At 28.2% G+C, this 17,338-nt stretch carries 19 protein-coding genes; 7 read left to right on the plus strand and 12 right to left on the minus strand.

The features are described from left to right. Nucleotides 1–87 precede the first annotated feature (87 nt). A complete protein-coding gene (locus tag ACULEV_RS09750; protein ID WP_445458481.1) occupies nucleotides 88–1,878 on the plus strand; it encodes an acyl-CoA dehydrogenase family protein in 1,791 nt (596 codons plus the stop codon). 123 nt (nucleotides 1,879–2,001) lie between these two features. On the opposite strand, the gene ACULEV_RS09755 is transcribed toward ACULEV_RS09750, so the two are convergent. Further along, a complete protein-coding gene (locus tag ACULEV_RS09755; RefSeq protein WP_445458482.1) occupies nucleotides 2,002–3,225 on the minus strand; it encodes a sodium:proton antiporter in 1,224 nt (407 codons plus the stop codon). 92 nt (nucleotides 3,226–3,317) lie between these two features. On the opposite strand from ACULEV_RS09755, the gene ACULEV_RS09760 reads away from it, so the two are divergent. Beyond that, a complete protein-coding gene (locus tag ACULEV_RS09760; RefSeq protein WP_445458483.1) occupies nucleotides 3,318–4,514 on the plus strand; it encodes an LETM1-related biofilm-associated protein in 1,197 nt (398 codons plus the stop codon). A 32-nt stretch (nucleotides 4,515–4,546) separates the two neighbouring features. Here the strand turns inward: ACULEV_RS09760 and can are convergent, their stop codons facing one another. The 4 genes from can to ACULEV_RS09780 form a co-directional block, all read right to left on the minus strand. Beyond that, nucleotides 4,547–5,182, minus strand: a complete 636-nt coding sequence (gene can / locus ACULEV_RS09765; protein ID WP_445458484.1) for a carbonate dehydratase — start codon at nucleotides 5,180–5,182, stop codon at nucleotides 4,547–4,549. Between the two features lie 22 nt (nucleotides 5,183–5,204). Continuing rightward, nucleotides 5,205–6,785 carry a SulP family inorganic anion transporter gene (locus ACULEV_RS09770; protein WP_445458485.1) on the minus strand — a complete coding sequence of 527 codons (1,581 nt, stop codon included), beginning with the start codon at nucleotides 6,783–6,785 and terminating at the stop codon, nucleotides 5,205–5,207. A gap of 43 nt (nucleotides 6,786–6,828) precedes the next feature. After that, nucleotides 6,829–7,080 carry a hypothetical protein gene (locus ACULEV_RS09775; protein ID WP_445458486.1) on the minus strand — a complete coding sequence of 84 codons (252 nt, stop codon included), beginning with the start codon at nucleotides 7,078–7,080 and terminating at the stop codon, nucleotides 6,829–6,831. Between the two features lie 102 nt (nucleotides 7,081–7,182). Continuing rightward, nucleotides 7,183–7,656 (minus strand): Dps family protein, encoded by a 474-nt coding sequence (locus ACULEV_RS09780; RefSeq protein WP_445458487.1) that lies wholly within the window; start codon nucleotides 7,654–7,656, stop codon nucleotides 7,183–7,185. 108 nt (nucleotides 7,657–7,764) lie between these two features. Here ACULEV_RS09780 and ACULEV_RS09785 point away from each other — a divergent pair, with 108 nt between their 5' ends. Next, nucleotides 7,765–8,706 carry a LysR substrate-binding domain-containing protein gene (locus tag ACULEV_RS09785; RefSeq protein WP_445458488.1) on the plus strand — a complete coding sequence of 314 codons (942 nt, stop codon included), beginning with the start codon at nucleotides 7,765–7,767 and terminating at the stop codon, nucleotides 8,704–8,706. A gap of 27 nt (nucleotides 8,707–8,733) precedes the next feature. Here the strand turns inward: ACULEV_RS09785 and ACULEV_RS09790 are convergent, their stop codons facing one another. From ACULEV_RS09790 to ACULEV_RS09805, 4 genes are all read right to left on the minus strand, one after another. Continuing rightward, the gene (locus ACULEV_RS09790; RefSeq protein WP_445458489.1) at nucleotides 8,734–8,928 is read right to left on the minus strand and encodes a hypothetical protein; all 195 of its coding nucleotides are present in this window, start codon (nucleotides 8,926–8,928) and stop codon (nucleotides 8,734–8,736) included. Nucleotides 8,929–9,092: 164 nt separating this feature from the next. Then, nucleotides 9,093–9,758 carry a tRNA (5-methylaminomethyl-2-thiouridine)(34)-methyltransferase MnmD gene (mnmD, locus tag ACULEV_RS09795; protein WP_445458490.1) on the minus strand — a complete coding sequence of 222 codons (666 nt, stop codon included), beginning with the start codon at nucleotides 9,756–9,758 and terminating at the stop codon, nucleotides 9,093–9,095. Between the two features lie 57 nt (nucleotides 9,759–9,815). After that, nucleotides 9,816–10,244 (minus strand): hypothetical protein, encoded by a 429-nt coding sequence (locus tag ACULEV_RS09800; protein ID WP_445458491.1) that lies wholly within the window; start codon nucleotides 10,242–10,244, stop codon nucleotides 9,816–9,818. Further along, nucleotides 10,244–10,747 carry a DUF4920 domain-containing protein gene (locus ACULEV_RS09805; protein ID WP_445458492.1) on the minus strand — a complete coding sequence of 168 codons (504 nt, stop codon included), beginning with the start codon at nucleotides 10,745–10,747 and terminating at the stop codon, nucleotides 10,244–10,246. The genes ACULEV_RS09800 and ACULEV_RS09805 overlap by 1 nt, the downstream gene beginning before the upstream one ends. 193 nt (nucleotides 10,748–10,940) lie before the next feature. On the opposite strand from ACULEV_RS09805, the gene ACULEV_RS09810 reads away from it, so the two are divergent. Beyond that, a complete protein-coding gene (locus ACULEV_RS09810) occupies nucleotides 10,941–12,008 on the plus strand; it encodes a branched-chain amino acid aminotransferase (protein WP_445458493.1) in 1,068 nt (355 codons plus the stop codon). 86 nt (nucleotides 12,009–12,094) lie between these two features. Here ACULEV_RS09810 and ACULEV_RS09815 read toward each other — a convergent pair whose 3' ends face one another. Beyond that, nucleotides 12,095–12,478: a hypothetical protein gene (locus ACULEV_RS09815; protein ID WP_445458494.1), complete on the minus strand. Its 384-nt coding sequence runs from the start codon at nucleotides 12,476–12,478 to the stop codon at nucleotides 12,095–12,097. A 300-nt stretch (nucleotides 12,479–12,778) separates the two neighbouring features. On the opposite strand from ACULEV_RS09815, the gene ACULEV_RS09820 reads away from it, so the two are divergent. After that, nucleotides 12,779–13,861 (plus strand): hypothetical protein, encoded by a 1,083-nt coding sequence (locus ACULEV_RS09820; RefSeq protein WP_445458495.1) that lies wholly within the window; start codon nucleotides 12,779–12,781, stop codon nucleotides 13,859–13,861. Between the two features lie 69 nt (nucleotides 13,862–13,930). Then, nucleotides 13,931–14,539 carry a YkgJ family cysteine cluster protein gene (locus ACULEV_RS09825; RefSeq protein ID WP_445458496.1) on the plus strand — a complete coding sequence of 203 codons (609 nt, stop codon included), beginning with the start codon at nucleotides 13,931–13,933 and terminating at the stop codon, nucleotides 14,537–14,539. 230 nt (nucleotides 14,540–14,769) lie between these two features. Here the strand turns inward: ACULEV_RS09825 and ACULEV_RS09830 are convergent, their stop codons facing one another. After that, nucleotides 14,770–15,288, minus strand: coding sequence for an NUDIX domain-containing protein (locus ACULEV_RS09830; RefSeq protein ID WP_445458497.1), 519 nt, complete (start codon nucleotides 15,286–15,288; stop codon nucleotides 14,770–14,772). 95 nt (nucleotides 15,289–15,383) lie between these two features. Here ACULEV_RS09830 and ACULEV_RS09835 point away from each other — a divergent pair, with 95 nt between their 5' ends. Next, the gene (locus ACULEV_RS09835; protein ID WP_445458498.1) at nucleotides 15,384–16,619 is read left to right on the plus strand and encodes a glycosyltransferase; all 1,236 of its coding nucleotides are present in this window, start codon (nucleotides 15,384–15,386) and stop codon (nucleotides 16,617–16,619) included. A 100-nt stretch (nucleotides 16,620–16,719) separates the two neighbouring features. Here ACULEV_RS09835 and ACULEV_RS09840 read toward each other — a convergent pair whose 3' ends face one another. Further along, nucleotides 16,720–17,301 carry a tRNA-(ms[2]io[6]A)-hydroxylase gene (locus ACULEV_RS09840; protein WP_445458499.1) on the minus strand — a complete coding sequence of 194 codons (582 nt, stop codon included), beginning with the start codon at nucleotides 17,299–17,301 and terminating at the stop codon, nucleotides 16,720–16,722. Nucleotides 17,302–17,338 lie beyond the last annotated feature (37 nt).

Genomic DNA, 17,338 nt, shown 5'->3' on the forward strand with positions numbered 1-17,338 from the left:
AGTATAGATTAACCGAAAATGAAAATATAGAAATCTGAAAAGTCTCTTTTCTATTCTCTGTTTTCTTTTCTCTAAAAAAAATAAAATATGGCAGATATCATCAGAGGAGGACAATTCCTTGTAAAAGAAACAAAATGCGAAGACATCTTCACACCAGAAGATTTTAATGAAGAGCAAATTATGATGCGTGATTCGGTTATCGAATTCGTAGACAAAGAACTTTGGCCAAACAAAGAACGCTTTGAAAAGAAAGATTATGCGCTTACTGAAGAAGTAATGAAAAAAGCAGGTGATTTAGGTTACCTAAGTATAGCTGTTCCAGAAGCTTATGGTGGAATGGGAATGGGCTTTACAAATACAGTTTTAGTTTGTGATTATATTTCTGGAGCAACAGGATCATTTTCAACCGCTTTTGGTGCTCATACTGGAATTGGAACAATGCCAATTACGTTATATGGAACAGAAGAACAAAAACAAAAATATGTACCAAAATTAGCTTCTGGAGAATGGTTTGGTGCATACTGCTTAACCGAGCCTGGTGCAGGTTCAGATGCCAATTCAGGAAAAACTAAAGCTGTTTTATCAGAAGATGGAAAATATTATAGCATCACTGGTGGAAAAATGTGGATTTCAAATGCTGGTTTTTGTCAAGTGTTTATTGTTTTTGCTAGAATTGGTGATGATAAAAATATCACAGGCTTTATAGTAGAAAATGACCCGTCAAACGGAATTTCATTAGGTGATGAAGAGCACAAATTAGGTATTCGCTCCTCTTCTACTCGACAAGTTTTCTTTAATGAAACAAAAGTGCCAGTAGAAAATATGTTAGCTGGTCGCGGTGAAGGATTTAAAATTGCCATGAATGCCTTAAACGTTGGACGTATTAAATTAGCCGCTGCTTGTTTAGAAGCGCAACGTAGAACTATTTCTACTGCTGTTCAATATGCTAATGAAAGAATGCAATTTAATGTTCCTATTTCTAGTTTTGGTGCTATACAATCTAAAATTGCTGAAATGGCAACTAATTCTTATGCAGGAGAAAGTGCAACTTATAGAGCCGCACATGATATTGAAAATAGAATTAATATTAGAGTTGAAGAAGGAAATTCACATCAAGAAGCAGAATTAAAAGGTGTAGAAGAATTTGCAATCGAATGTTCTATTTTAAAAGTAGCTGTTTCTGAAGATGTACAAGCTTGTACTGACGAAGGAATTCAAATTTTTGGTGGAATGGGATTCTCAGAAGATGCACCAATGGAAAGTGCTTGGAGAGATGCTCGTATTTCTAGAATATATGAAGGAACTAACGAAATCAACAGAATGCTTTCTGTGGGAATGTTGGTTAAAAAAGCAATGAAAGGTCACGTTGATTTATTAGGACCAGCGATGGCTGTAGGTGAAGAATTAATGGGAATTCCATCTTTCGACACTCCAGATTATTCTGAATTATTTGCAGAAGAAAAAGAAATGATTGCTAAACTGAAAAAAGTTTTCTTAATGGTTTCTGGAGCAGCTGTTCAAAAATTTGGACCTCAATTGGAAGATCACCAACAATTATTAATGGCTGCAGCTGATATTTTAATCGAAATTTATATGGCAGAAAGCACAGTTTTAAGAGTTGAAAAGCTAGCTAAAAAAGAAGGAGCTGATAAGGTGCAAGAACAAATTGCAATGGCTCAACTTTATTTATATAAAGCCGTTGATATTATTAACCAAAAAGGAAAAGAAGGAATTGTTTCTTTTGCTGAAGGTGATGAACAACGCATGATGTTAATGGGATTAAAAAGGTTTACAAAATATACCAATATGCCTAACGTTATCGGTTTACGAGAAAAAATTGCAGCAAAATTAATTAGTGAAAATAAATATTGTTACTAATTAATAAACCTTTGTGATTTTTTGGTTTAGTTTGTTTAAAAATCCACTTGGTGAACAAGTGGATTTTTTATTGAAAATAATTATAACTTTTCTTTTTGACATATAAAGAAACAATTAGTTCTATTATAAAGGAACATCAATATCTATTGTAAGATTTTCATCTTCTTTTTTTTCTACTTTATTATCATCTTGCTTATTAAAGATTAACCCAAACATCATTATTAAAGCTGTTAAAACAATAACTTGAATAATTAAAGCCTTGCTTACAAGTGGTATTTTACTTTCTTCAGGGATACTTAAAAACAATAGAATTGTTATTAATCCTCTTGGAGCAATATATAATAAAGGCATAAATTTAACTTTAAATACTTTTAATTGTATTGCTCTAACTAAATAAATTAAAACTACAATTCCTATTGCTAATTCAAAAGTATTTGGGTTTAAAATGTCTTCTGTTTTCATTAAAAAACCAAATAATAAGAAAAATAAAGAACGTACTAAAAAAGCAGCTTCAATAATCAACTCTTTAAATTTTTTAACCTCTTTGTCTAAAGATCTTGGTTTTAAGAATTGAATTACTTTAAATCGTTCTAATTCGTCAAAATTACCAATGAACAGACCAAATAACATAATAAATATTAAAGCAGGTAAATGATAAATTTCTGAAATAGCAAATATTAATATAATAAGAAGAACAATTGGAGCAAACTTAATATGATGGTCAATTCTACTCAATAGAAAAGCTAAAAAAGCCGTTGCTATGAAAGAAATTAATAACATTAATAAAATTTGCAAACCAAAACTTCCTAAAGAATCTAAATTAATAACAGAATTTAAAGCTAAAAAATTAAAAAATAAAACACCTAATATATCAGAAAGACTGCTTTCATATATTGCAAACTCTTTATTAAAAACATTCAAGTGTCCAACACTTGAAATTGCAATTGCACTACTTATAATACATAATGGAACAGCATTAATTAAACCATCTTTATAACTCGAATCTAAGAAGTAATAAAAAAAATGTCCAATTACAAAAGTGGTTACAAATAAAGGTATTACTGCTGTTACCAATGTTTTTCCAACAAACGGTATTTTGGTTCGATTCAATTCTAACTCGAGTGAACCTTCTAAAACTATTAATACTAATCCTAGCGTTCCCAAAAATGGTAATAAAGAATTTAAATCTGGTATAACTATTTTCAAAACATCTGTAATCTGCTTTACAACCCAACCCAAAAGTAATAATAAAATAACTGAAGGTATTTTTGTTTTTGAAGAGCTTATCGTAAAAGCATAGGCTAACAGAAGTAAAACAGAAATAGTTATAATTATAGCAAAATTCATACAAGAATATTTTTTAGCAAGATATAAATACTTTGTAAATTTAACATTATAGAAATAAGAAATTTTTACCTTTACTCCAATATTTTTTTAAAATGATAAACCCTTCTACATACGGATGGATAGACAAATTTTTCAATAAAAACAACTCTAATTTTATTGATTACAAAGGTAATTATAGACAATTTTATAAAGAAATGCGTCAATCTGGTTTTGTGTATGGTTATACCGTTGCTGTTCCTCTAAAAGAACCTACTTCCTTTGGTGGTTTATCTCAAGATGAAATTACTAAAATTGCTTTATTAAATGCTTTATTTTCAACTTATAGATTAGTAAAAAAAACTAATAATACTAAAGCTTTTATTGATGAAGCAAAAAGTTTTTATAAATCTATACAAAAGGAAAATTATAATTTTCTTAAAACAATTTTACCTTCTGAATCAGATGTTTCAAAATTAGAAGCTGTAATTGATAATCGAATTCAAACTAATACTAATTTTTTTAGCAAAAATTTCTCGCATATAATTACTAATGCTTTACTATTTATTGATGTTTTAGCTTTTCACTCCTATTTGCAAAATGGCAAATTATCTAATGAATATCTAAAAGATTTTGAATTAAATTGTATAAAGATTGTTGCACTGGCTTTTCAAATTAAAGAGAAAAAATCAAAATATGATGAATTACTAATTAAACTATTTGAAAATTCTCTTCGTTATACCAAATTTGAAAAGATAGAAACAACAACTATTGAAACTATTTCATTAGCTCCAATTACTTTTGAAGTTGAAAAATTATATTTACTTGATATTACAGAAATGGCATTATGGAGCGATGAAAAATTAGAACAAAATGAAATATCTTTTTTACACAAAATTGCAGAAAAGTTAGTTATTTCTTCTGATGAATTATTAGAAAGCAGTAGTGCTATAACTAATTTTATCATAAATCATAAAAGTGAAATTCCGTACTTTAATTTTTCAAATCCAGTGAAACATTTTTATGACCAAACTAACAAAACGGTTTATAAACTAATTACTAGAAATAAAAAAAGATTAGTTAAAGAAATATCTGAAAGCAAGGAATTAATGATTCTATTAGCACAATCAACCTCAAGGGAGTTAGATAAAGAAGAAAAAAAGAAAGTAAAAAAACAGCTACTAGATATTTGTAAAACAATACCATCGCTAACTATTTTCTTACTTCCTGGTGGTGGAATTTTATTACCCATCTTGGTAAAATATATTCCACAATTATTACCTTCAGCTTTTAATGAAAACTTAGAAGAATAAATTTACACTACCCTTTTTCAATTTTCTAATTTTTAAAATATTAATTGGTAGACATTATCTAAATCACTGTTATTCCTTAAGTTAACATCTAAATCTGTTACATAACCTGAATTTAAGCCATAGACCCATCCATGAATACTTAATTCTTGACCGTTTTTCCATGCAGATTGTACTATAGATGTTTTAGCCAAGTCTAGAACTTGTTCTTTAACATTTAATTCTACAAACCTATTAAAACGTAATTTCTCGTCTTCTATAGCATCTAATTCTTTATGGTGAAATCGATACACATCTTTAATGTGTCTAATCCAATTATCAATTATCCCTATAGAACTATTTCCCATAGCTGCTTTTACACCTCCACAACCATAATGTCCACAAACGATTACATGTTTTACTTTTAAAGCATTTACAGCATAATCAAGTACACTTAACATGTTCATATCGCTATGTACAACCATATTTGCAATATTTCTATGTACAAACACTTCACCTGGTTCAGCTCCTATTATTTCGTTTGCAGGAACACGACTATCTGAACATCCAATCCATAACAAAGGTGGATTTTGACCTTCAGCTAAATTATTAAAGAAATCTGGGCTTATTTGAAGTTTTTCTTCAACCCATTTTTTATTGTTTTCAATTATCTTTTTATAAAATTCTGCCATGACTTAATAAATTTATATCTAGTTATCTAGATTGTTTTTTTAGTTTAAAAAATTCAATAAAACTTGTAGGGTTATCTACTACACCTCTTTCCGATTTTAAATGTATAAAAATGTTTTTATTCCTTGCCTGTATTACAAAATCTTCTAATATTTCCACAATATCATAATCAAGAAAAATTGTTTTTCTAATATCTAATTCTAAACGAGAATTTTCTGGTATACTAAATAACTCTTTCTGAATGGATGCTTTATTTAAGAAAGTTATCTCTTCTGCAAAAGTCATTTCAATAATTTTATGATCACCAGACTCTTTTTTATGTAAAAACAATGAATTCTGATAACTTTTAACTAAAATAACTATTACACCAATGGCTAGTCCAGTAAAAATTCCAATTAATAGATTTGTAAAAATAATCACTGCAACTGTCACAATAAAAGGTACAAATTGTGTCCAACCTAAATTAAACATCTTTTTAAATAAAGATGGCTTTGCTAATTTAAAACCTACAATTATTAACACTGCTGCTAAAACTGATTTAGGAATGTGATTTAAAAGCATTGGTATAGCTAAAACAGCAATTAACAACAATATACCATGTATGATAGCTGATAATTTTGTTTTTGCATTAGATTGTATGTTTGCAGAACTTCTTACAATAACCTGAGTAATAGGTAAACCACCTATTAAACCAGAAAAAATATTACCCAACCCTTGAGCAAATAATTCTCTATTAGGAGGAGTTATGTTCTTATCTGGATCTAACTTATCAGTAGCTTCAACACTTAATAAAGTTTCTAAACTGGCTACCAAAGCTAATGTAAATGCAATTGTAAAAACATCCATTGTAAAAACCTGACTAAAATCGGGAAAACTTAAGAGTGAAGCAAATTCTGAAATTTTTTCTGGAACTGGAATTTGGACTAAATGTTTTCCTTCAATAACAAAACTACTTGTTTTACTAAAAATAACTTGCAAAATAGTTCCAAGAAAAACAGCTACTAAAGAACCTTGAATAATTTTAAAAAAAGTATGCTTCTTTGATAAAATATTATCCCAGCATAAAATAAGTATTAACCCAAACAAACCTATAATTAAAGAACCTAAAGTAATATTATCGAGTACATGCACAATAGCAGAAAAAGTATTTTCTCCAGAAACTCCCCAAAAAAAACTATCTGCTCCTTCCGCCTCTAAATCATAACCGAAAAAGTGTGGAATTTGTTTTAAAATAATAATAATTCCAATACCAGTTAACATTCCTTTAATAACACTGTTAGGAAAATAATAACCTATAACACCCATTCTTAAAACTCCAAAAAGAATTTGAATTATTCCAGCTAAAACAACTGTAGATAAAAACAACTCAAAGCTACCTAAAGAACTAATGGCACTTGCCACAATAGCTGCTAAACCAGCTGCTGGACCACTCACTCCTATTTTTGATTTACTAAGAGAACCTACAACGATACCACCAATTATACCAGCAATCAATCCAGATAAAGGAGGAGCATCACTAGCTAAAGCAATTCCTAAACAAAGTGGTAATGCAACAAAAAAGACAACAATACTCGCAGGAATATCGTTTTTTAAATATTTAAACATAAAAATAATTAATTTAAAAAATAGTACTAAAATAAACTGTTTCTTAAATTAAATCTGGAGGTGGAATAAATATAGACGCTTTATAATTGCATATAATTAAATCATCTTGCAAGTTAAAAACTCCAAATTTTATTCTTGAATAATAGAAAAGAAAATATGAATCCGTTTTTGCAATTAGTTTTATTTCTTCAAATGATATACTACTTCCATTCTTTTCCTCTTCCTCTGAAAGATTATAGAAAGAAGAAATATCTACATCCTGATTAACAACACTAATAATAGTAGGTGTTATCAAAAATGTAATGAAAAAAAATAAAACTATTTTACTCAAAAAATTCATAAAGCAAATATAAAATGATTTTAAGTATGATTTCTTAAAATTTATATAATTTTTAATTTATTCTTCCATCCAAGCATGCATCATCCAAATCGTTTTCTCTTGTTCTTTTATAAAGTCACTCATCATTGCATTTGTCCCTTCATCATTATTTTCAGCAGATTCATTTAAAATTATTCTTTCAATTTCTAATAATTTACTAAGTGAATCTACTATTAATTGGATAGCTTCTGTATCTTTTGAAATATTTTTCCCAATTTTCAAGCTGTTATTCTCAATATATTCAGCAAAAGTATGCATTGGTCTACCTCCTAAAGTAAGTACTCGCTCTGCTATTAAATCAATTTTTAACTGACTATCATTATACATCTCTTCAAATTTAACATGCAAATCAAAAAAGCGCTTTCCTCTAATATTCCAGTGTAAACCTCTTAAATTTTGATAATAAATTTGAAAATTAGATAATAAGATATTTAACTTTTCTATTCCTTTTTCTGAATCTTTGATTGATAATCCTAATGCATTAATTTCCATGATTATAATTTTAATAGTTTAATTTTTGTCAAATTTATTCCAAAAAAAATCAAATTTATTATAAATCAAATTGATAGTTTTTATATTTTTATCAAAAATACTTATACAATGACTATTACGCAATTATATTATGTTTTAGCTGTAGCTGAGCATAAAAATTTTACTCTGGCAGCTGAAAAATGTTTTGTTACACAACCTACTTTAAGCATGCAAATTCAGAAATTAGAAGACGAATTAGATATTTTAATTTTTGATAGAAGTAAAAAACCAATTTTATTAACAGAAATAGGTCATAAAATTGTCAACCAAGCTAAAAATATAGTAAATGAAGCAGGAAGAATAAAAGATATTGTAGACCAACAAAAAGGTTATGTAGGAGGAGAATTTAAAGTGGGAATTATTCCAACTATAATGCCAACTTTGTTACCTATGTTTCTTAATAATTTTATTACTAAATACCCTAAAGTAAATCTTGTAATTGAAGAGAATACAACAGAAGATATTATCCAAAAACTTAAAAATGGTCATTTAGACTGTGCTATCGCTGCTACACCACTTGAAGAGGAAAATATTAAAGAAATAGTTTTATATTATGAACCTTTTGTAGCATACATTCCAGATAATCATAAAAGTTTTGATAAAAAAGAAATTGAAGTTAGTGATTTAGATTTAGACCATATTCTTTTACTTCAAGATGGACATTGCTTTAAAAATGGAATAGTAAATCTTTGTAAGAACAATGCTTATCTAAATGAAAATCATTTTCAAATTGAAAGTGGAAGTTTTGAAACATTAATTAAATTAGCTGATGAAGGTTTGGGAACAACTTTATTACCTTATTTACACAGTTTAGATTTAAATGATAAAAACAAATTTAAACTTAGACAATTTAAAAATCCTAAGCCATCTAGGGAAGTTAGTCTAATTTATCCAAAAAGTGAACTAAAAATACATATAATTGAAGCTTTAAGAGATACAATTGCAGGAGTTATAAGAGGTGCAATTGCTTTCCATGATGTAGAAATAATAAGCCCAAAAGCTAAAAAATAAAAAAAGGAGCAAATTGCTCCTTTTATTTTAGTTTATGTAAATTAAACACTGCCTCAATTCTGGTTTTTCTTCAGTAAATTGTATTAACCAATCTCTTAATTGGTCAATTTCATAAGGCAATAATATTTTTATTGCTTTTTCTAACTCTTTACAAAATAGTTTTGGATCAAAACTTACTCTTTCAAGTATAGATTTTGAATAGGAATACATCGATCTAGTCATTCTAATTCAATTAATATTTGTTAGACTCTGGTATAAGAACTTAATGTAAATATACTCTTTTTTTTTAATATTAGAACGTTATGAAATGTGAAAATATTGCTAATATTATACTAAATTTAAAATCCAAAACCACAACTACTTAATTATCAGTTATTTATACGGAATTAGACTTTTTTTGCACGCAACATTTCTCGTTTACCGGGTGCTCCTGGTAATTTTTCAACAGTAAAGCCAGCCGCAAGCATAGCATTTTTAATAACTGTTCTACAAGCATAAGTTACTAATATTCCTTCTGGATTTAAAGCATTAAACATTTTTTGAAATATTTCTTCTGTCCATAACTCGGGCTGCACACGAAATCCAAAAACATCAAAATAAATTAAATCAAATGCATTTTCATCTGTTATAGTATTAAAAAATTGTTCTCTCTTTTTAATTATAAAATAATTTGATATCAAATGCTCCATTTCCCAATCTGTTTGATGCATTTTAATAAACAAATCGTTTTTTTCCATAGCTTCTAATTGATTTGGGTAATTCAACAGCTTAATTTCTTCTAATGAAACAGGATAAGCCTCTACTCCAACATAATTTGTTTTTTGCTTTCTTTTTTCTGCTTCAAGTAAAGTTATAAATGCATTTAAACCTGTGCCAAAACCTATTTCTAAAATAGAAATACTATCTTCCTTATGAAACAAATCTAGTCCATTCTTTATAAAAACATGTTTAGCTTCTTGAATAGCTCCAAATTTAGAGTGATAACTCTCGTTCCATTCTGGTAAAAAAATACTAGAAGAACCGTCATTAGTAGTTATAATTTCTCTTTTCATAATAGAATTAGTTTAAAACGAAAAGAGTTTAAGAAAATCCTAAACTCTTTGTCTTATTTATTTTATGTACAATTTCTTTATTTTTGGAATTGGACCTAAACATTTTTGTTGATGACATTGAATACATGCATCAATTGCACGGTTAAAATGATCTTTAACATCTTTATTATCCTCATATATCATTTGCTGTGCTTCAATAAATATTTTTGCCTGTTCATTAAAAAAAGTATCTCTATCATTTTTATCGGTTAACTCGGCTTCATAAATAGTTGAAAAATAGTTTGGAAACTTCCCAATTGATTCCCCTTTTTCAATACTTTCTTTTATTTTTTTGTTTTCAGCATACATTTGCTCCATTAATCCTGCCATTTCAGAGAATTCATACATGTCAAATTCTGTATTTTCTAGCCCAACCTCAGCATTTTCTTCTTTTTGGTTACAGCCGAAATAAAAGACAATAACAAATAGTAAAAGATAATTCTTCATTATTTAGCAATTAAAACTCCATCTGCTAGGAAAGAATAAGTTACTTTAGGCTCAGTAATACTATCTATAGCTTCTTTAGATTTTCCAGCATCTTTAGCATAATGTTGTAAATCTGCTACACTTTCGATACTCACAAAAGCTTTCCCATTTACAATAACTTCTTTTTCTTCAGCATTTTTAGGAACAAAAAAAGCATAATCTTTAAATTTTACAAAAGTTTCTTTTTCATTTGTTAAATCTAAAGTCATCCAACAACCTTTTTTCTTACATACACTATTAATTGAAGATTTAAATTTAACATCTAAAGTATCACCCTCTTTTAATGTCTCAAATTTTTGCATCATTTCAGTTGAAGATAAAGCTCCTTCTGAAACAATTGAATCACCAAAAGAAGCATAAGGATTCTCATTTTGCGTCTCTTCTACTACAACTTCCGTTTGTTTTTTATCTTGGCAACTTACTAGTAATAGTGTTAAGGCTGCAACAAAAAATATTTTTTTCATCATTATTAAATTTTATTTATTACAAAAATAAATTAATTGTTTAAAAATAAAATTTTTTTGCTGATAATATCATTATTTATTTTCTTTAACATTATTAAAGAACAAATCTTTTTTTGTTAAATTTGCAACGAAAATCCATAAGGTGCAGATTCCTTTGGTTTTTTTTTAATAAATCTAGATAAACAACTAAAAAATGGAAATTAAAACTATAGCAGATATCGATATAAAACTAGCTTCTGTATCAAAGATTAATGAAGTTGATTTTGAAAAATTAAGTTTCGGAAATACTTTTACTGATCACATGTTGGTTTGTGATTATGAAAACGGGGTTTGGAAAAAACCATCTATAGAACCTTATGCTCCATTTATGATAGATCCTTCTGCAAAAGTATTTCATTATGGTCAAGCCATTTTTGAAGGAATGAAGGCTTTTAAAGATGAGAATGATGCAGTTTGGCTTTTTAGACCAGATCAAAACTACCAACGTTTTAACAAAAGTGCTGTTAGAATGGCAATGCCAGAAGTTCCTGAAGAAGTTTTCATGGGCGGTTTAAAGCAATTATTGGAAATAGAAAAAGAATGGGTAAAAAAAGGAAAAGGTAATTCCTTATACATAAGACCGTTTATGATTGCTACCGGTAAAGGTGTTGTTGCTGCTCCTGCTGTTTATTACCGTTTTATGATTATTCTTTCTCCAGCAAAATCATATTATTCTGGTGAAGTTAAGGTTCTAATTGCAGAACATTTTAGTAGAGCTGCTAATGGAGGAATTGGAGCTGCAAAAGCTGCTGGAAATTATTCAGCTCAATTTTATCCAACAAAACTAGCAAATGAAAAAGGTTATCAACAAATCATTTGGACAGACGATGCTACTCATACCAAATTGGAAGAAGCTGGAACCATGAATGTTTTCTTTAGAATTAATGATACTTTATACACAGCCCCTACAAGTGAAAGAATTCTGGATGGAATTACAAGAAAAAGCATTATTGATTTAGCAAAAAGAGAAAATGTAAATGTAGAAGTGCGATCTGTTCTTGTAGACGAACTTGTTGCTGCTGCAAAAAATGGAACTTTACAAGAAATTTTTGGAGCAGGAACTGCTGCTGTAATAAATCCTATAGTAGGCTTTGAATATAAAGATACTTACTATGAATTACCAAAATTAGACAATCCTTTAGCTTTAGAATTAAAAGAGAAACTAAACAATATTCAATATAAAATAGACGAAGATACTTTTGGATGGACAGTGAAGATTTAGTGTTCAGTGTTTAAAGTTTAATGATAAAAAGCGATTTTCATTTTGAAAATCGCTTCTTTTTTATAGTAGTTTTGAAAATATTGCCTTTATTTCAATATAGGCTCAAAATTAGGTTTAAAATAATTAGGCCCTTTCATTACCTTTCCATCTTCTCTATAGATTGGTTTTCCGTCTTCTCCTAGTTTACTCATATTACTTCTTTGAATTTCGTCAAAAACTTCTTCAATCTTATATTGCAAACCATGTTCTAAAATAGTTCCACATAAAATGTATAACATATCGCCTAGAGCATCTGCTATTTCTACTATATCATTCTTTTGAGCTGCTTCAAAATATTCTTCATTTTCTTCTTTCATTAAATCATAACGAAGTTGCTTTTTTTGCTCACTTATAGCTGCTTTTACTTCATGACTAATTCCTAAATTATAGGTTTTGTGAAATAAAGCAACTGCTTCTAATTGTTTTTTCATTTTTACACTATTTTATTCCAGTAAATTTATTTAAATGCTTGTTTCATTTCTTACTTTTGTAAAAAAATTATAATCATGTTTTCAACAGGTCAATGGTATTTTGCTATATTTTTCGTTATTGCTTTTATTTTTGTCATGATATATGTATATCGTAAAGATTTAAAAGAGTTAAAATCTCAATATAAAGGCATTTATTGGATACTATTTGGCTTTCTATTATTTATAGGCTTATTATTTTTCATAAAATTCTATTTAAAGGATTAATTTTATATATTTGGAAAACCCTAATTTGCCAAAAAAATGAGAATAGCAAAATATATTTTTCTACTTTTATTACTATTATCTATCGCTTTCATTGTATTTATTGCCACTCAACCTAATGAGTTTAATTACAAAAGTGAAAAAACAATTGCTAGCTCTAAAAACACTATTTTTCAATATATTAATGATTATAAAAATTGGAATAGTTGGTATCCTGAATTAAATTCAAATACAAAAACCTCACTTTCTGAAATTACTTATGGAGAAGGAGCATTCATAAATTGGGATGCAACTAAAATAACAACTACACAACTTTTTGGCACTGATTCTATTTACCAATTGGAACAAGAAGGAGATAAAAAGTACAACTTGTATTGGAAATTTCATGAAGAAAAAGGAGAAACAAAAGTAATTTGGGGAATAAAAGGAAGTTTAACTTTTAATGAAAAATTACTTTCATTCTTAAAAGGTGGTAACGAGTTTATGTTTACTTCAAAAATAGAACACGGACTTGAAAATATTAATGAATACTTAATTAACGAAATAAGTAATTTTAATATTTTAATCAATGGAGTTGTTAACAGTCATGCCAGTTATTATATTCAACAAAAAGATTCTTGTAGTTTAACGGAGTTTCCTATAAGAAGTAACAATGCTTTACAGAACTTACAAAAATTTGTAAAACAAAATGATATTGTTATTAATGGAGATGCCTTTATTCAATTTGCATCTTGGAACATTAACGATGAACCATTATATTTTGCTGCTTGTATTCCAATAGAGGAAGAAATCTTAACCACACCATTAAGCGATATTACTGGTCATTATCAAGAAGAATATAGTGCTTTAAAAATAACCTTGAAAGGAAGTTATAGTCACAGAAAAGAAGTTTGGACAAAAGCCTTAGCATTTATAGAACAAAATGAAGAGTATATTTTAGATAAAGATTATAAAATTACTGAAATTCATAAAAAAGACCGTTCAAACACGACTAAACCTTCTGAGTTTATTACAGAAATTTTAATTCCAGTTAAAGATAAAAATAATAAACCAAAAATTGTTGCAACACCAGTTGTTATTCCTAAACCAACTGTAATACAAAAAACAGATTCGATTAATTAAAATCAATATCTAAAACTTTCATAAAAAAATATTTATAACCTGCTTTTAAACGTACCTTGCATAAAAAATATGTCTATAGAAAAGCGAGTGCTATTAGTGGAAGCATTATTTTCTAAACTTGAATTAGAAATTATAAGCTTTCAAAAACATACTAAGTTAAGTTGTGTAGCTGGTTGTGGAAAATGCTGCACAAATCCTGAAATAGATGCCTCTCCTCTGGAGTTTTTGCCATGGGCATTTCATCTCTATTTAAATGGAACTGCACAGGAAGTTTTAAACAAACTGCAAAAAAACAAAAAAGCAACCTGTTTTATTTATGCTCCGTTATCGATTATGGATAAAAACACAGGAAGTTGTAATGATTATAAATATAGAGGTTTAATATGTAGGTTATTTGGTTTTGGTGCTAATAAAGATAAATATGGACAATATCGTTTAGCTACATGTAAAATTATTAAAGAGGGACAAAAAGAAGCTTTTGAAAAATCAAATGAAGAAATTAATAATGGTCTTTCAGTTCCCATTTTTACAGATTATTACATGAATCTTTCACAAATAGATTTTAAATTAGGAAATTTAATATTACCTATAAATAAAGCTTTACAATTTGCCATTGAAGAAGTATTACAATACTATTCTTATAGACCTATGCCAAATGGTTTTCATAATTGTGCATAAAGTTTTAAAAAGAAAAAAACTTAACCTAAATTTATAAAATGAGACTGTCTGAAAAATTTGAAACTGTACCATATTGTTTTCTTCAATTAAACTTTTATTCTTTTCCACCATGTCATATTTTAATTGACTGATAAAATATGTTCTGAACCTTCTAAATAAGAAACTTTTACAGGCATTGGCTCTTCATTATCAAAACCTAAAAAAGTTACATAAAACAAGTAAAAGTAATTTTAATCATACAAATAATAATTTCCAATTACTTTTCTTATAGAAACAAAACCTATCTTATTCAAATCAATTTCTGAACGCTTTATCCAAACTAATTCTTGAATTTCATCTTTAGCCACTACAGAAATACTATCAGATTCTAAATTACATTCATAAAAAATATCCATTGTCCGATAGGGAACATTTTTATACAAATAATTATTAGGTGAAGTAGTAATGTATTTTAAATCTTTTGGAAATAAATTTAACCCCAATTCTTCTTTTATTTCTCTACAAGATGCTTCTTCCGCAGTTTCATTGGGATCAATAAATCCACCTGGTAAATCTAATTTCCCTCTGTCTGGATCAACATTACGAACTGTAAATAATACCTTATCTTCAAATGTAAAGACAATTGCTACAGCTGCGGCAATATTATGATAATAAGTAAAATCACAATCTTGACAATGAAAACGGAAATTATTTTCAAAAATAAAATGAGTAGACTGACAATTGGGACAATAAGTAAAAAAAGATTTCATTCAATTTTTTTTATAAATATAATTCCTTCAAATTTCAAACATTAAATTCCAAATTCCAAGTCAAAATTATTGATTCTTAATTTTATCTTTGTTACATGCAAAATCATTTAGTAATTATAGGAACTGTTTGGCCAGAACCAACTTCTACTGCTGCTGGAAGTAGAATGCTTCAACTTATAACGTTGTTCCAAAAAGTGAATTACAAAATTACATTTCTATCTTCTGCTAGTAAATCTGATTTTTCTTATCCATTAGAAAATCAAAATATTACCACGCATCATATAAAGTTAAATAACAACAGTTTTGATGCTTTAATTACCCAATTAAATCCTTCAATTGTTTTATTTGATCGCTTTATGATAGAAGAACAATATGGTTGGAGAGTTGCTGAAAATTGTCCCAATGCCATACGAATATTAGACACTGAAGACCTACATTTTCTCAGAAAAGCAAGAGAAACAGCTTTTAAGCAAGCCAGAACATTGACTTTTCAAGATTATCTTTCAGATATTTTCAAAAGAGAATTAGCTGCAATTTATCGGTGCGATTTAAGCTTACTAATTTCAGAATACGAAATGGAATTATTAACACACACATTTAAAATTAATCCTTCCATTTTACATTATATTCCTTTTTTGGTTGACCCAATTTCAAATGAGTGTTTAAACAATTATTCTGCTTTTTCTGATAGAAAGCATTTTGTAAGCATAGGCAACTTTTTACACGAACCGAATTGGCAAACAGTATTGCAACTAAAAAAACACTGGAAATCTATTAAAAAAGCCCTTCCTGAGGCTGAATTACACATTTACGGTTCATATATTTCTGAGAAAGCCCAACAATTGCATAATCAAAAAGAAGGTTTCCTTGTAAAAGGTCGTGCTGAAAGTGTTGAAGAAGTTTTTAACACTTCCAAAGTATTACTTGCTCCCATTCCTTATGGTGCTGGTTTAAAAGGAAAACTATTAGAAAGTATGCGTTTTGGTTTACCCAATGTTACTACTTTAATGGGTGCTGAAGCTATGTCTGATAATTTAGATTGGAATGGTTTTATAACATCAACAGATGAAGAATTTATTGAAAAAGCTATAGAGTTATATAAAAATGAAATGTTTTGGAAAAAATCGCAAGAAAACGGCATAAAACTAATTAACCAATGTTTTGAAAAATCTTTATTTGAAACTGATTTTATTGCCAAAGTAAATAATTTACTAGAAAATCTAAACCAACATAGAAACTGCAATTTTCTTGGACAAATTTTCCAACATCAAACGCTTCAAAGTACAAAATTTATGAGCAAATGGATTGAGTTGAAGAATAGTGGTCAGTGAAGCAGTTTTCAGTTTATCACTCCTAACTTGTTTCGGAATCTTTTATCTGAAAATGTATTACCAACAACAAGATGCTAAAACAAGTTCAGCATAACAGAAACTACCCATGTATTGCTTCGCTATTACCATAACTAGCAATTACTTTAGCTTCATGTTCTAACCATTCTTCCCAACGTTTTTTAACATCGTAACCTTTTTCGGCTAGATCATGAGCAAATTGTAAGAAAGCAGTATAATGATTGGCTTCACTAATCATTAATTCGCGATAAAAAGTAGCTAATTCTTGGTCTTTTATATTATCAGAAAGCACTTTAAATCGTTCGCAACTTCTTGCTTCAATCATAGCAGCAAAAAGCATTCGTTCCACAATGATATGTTTTCGATTTCCTGGTTTCATAAACTTAAACAAATCGTTTACATAACTATCTTTTCGTTCACGACCTAAAACCCAACCTCTAGCTTTTATAATTTCGTGAACTTGCTCAAAATGATCTAGTTCTTCCTTCGCAATTTTGATCAATTCAGTTGTTATTTCTGTAAACTCAGGCAACATGGTAATTAGCATAATAGCATTAGAAGCTGCTTTTTGCTCACACCAAGCATGATCAGTTAGAATTTCTTCTAGATTTCCTTCTGCTATATTTGCCCATCTTGGGTCTGTAGGTAGTTTTAATCGAAACATTTTTAATTCATTTGTTAAAATACAAAAATACACTATT

Source organism: Flavobacterium sp. HNIBRBA15423 (assembly GCF_052655965.1).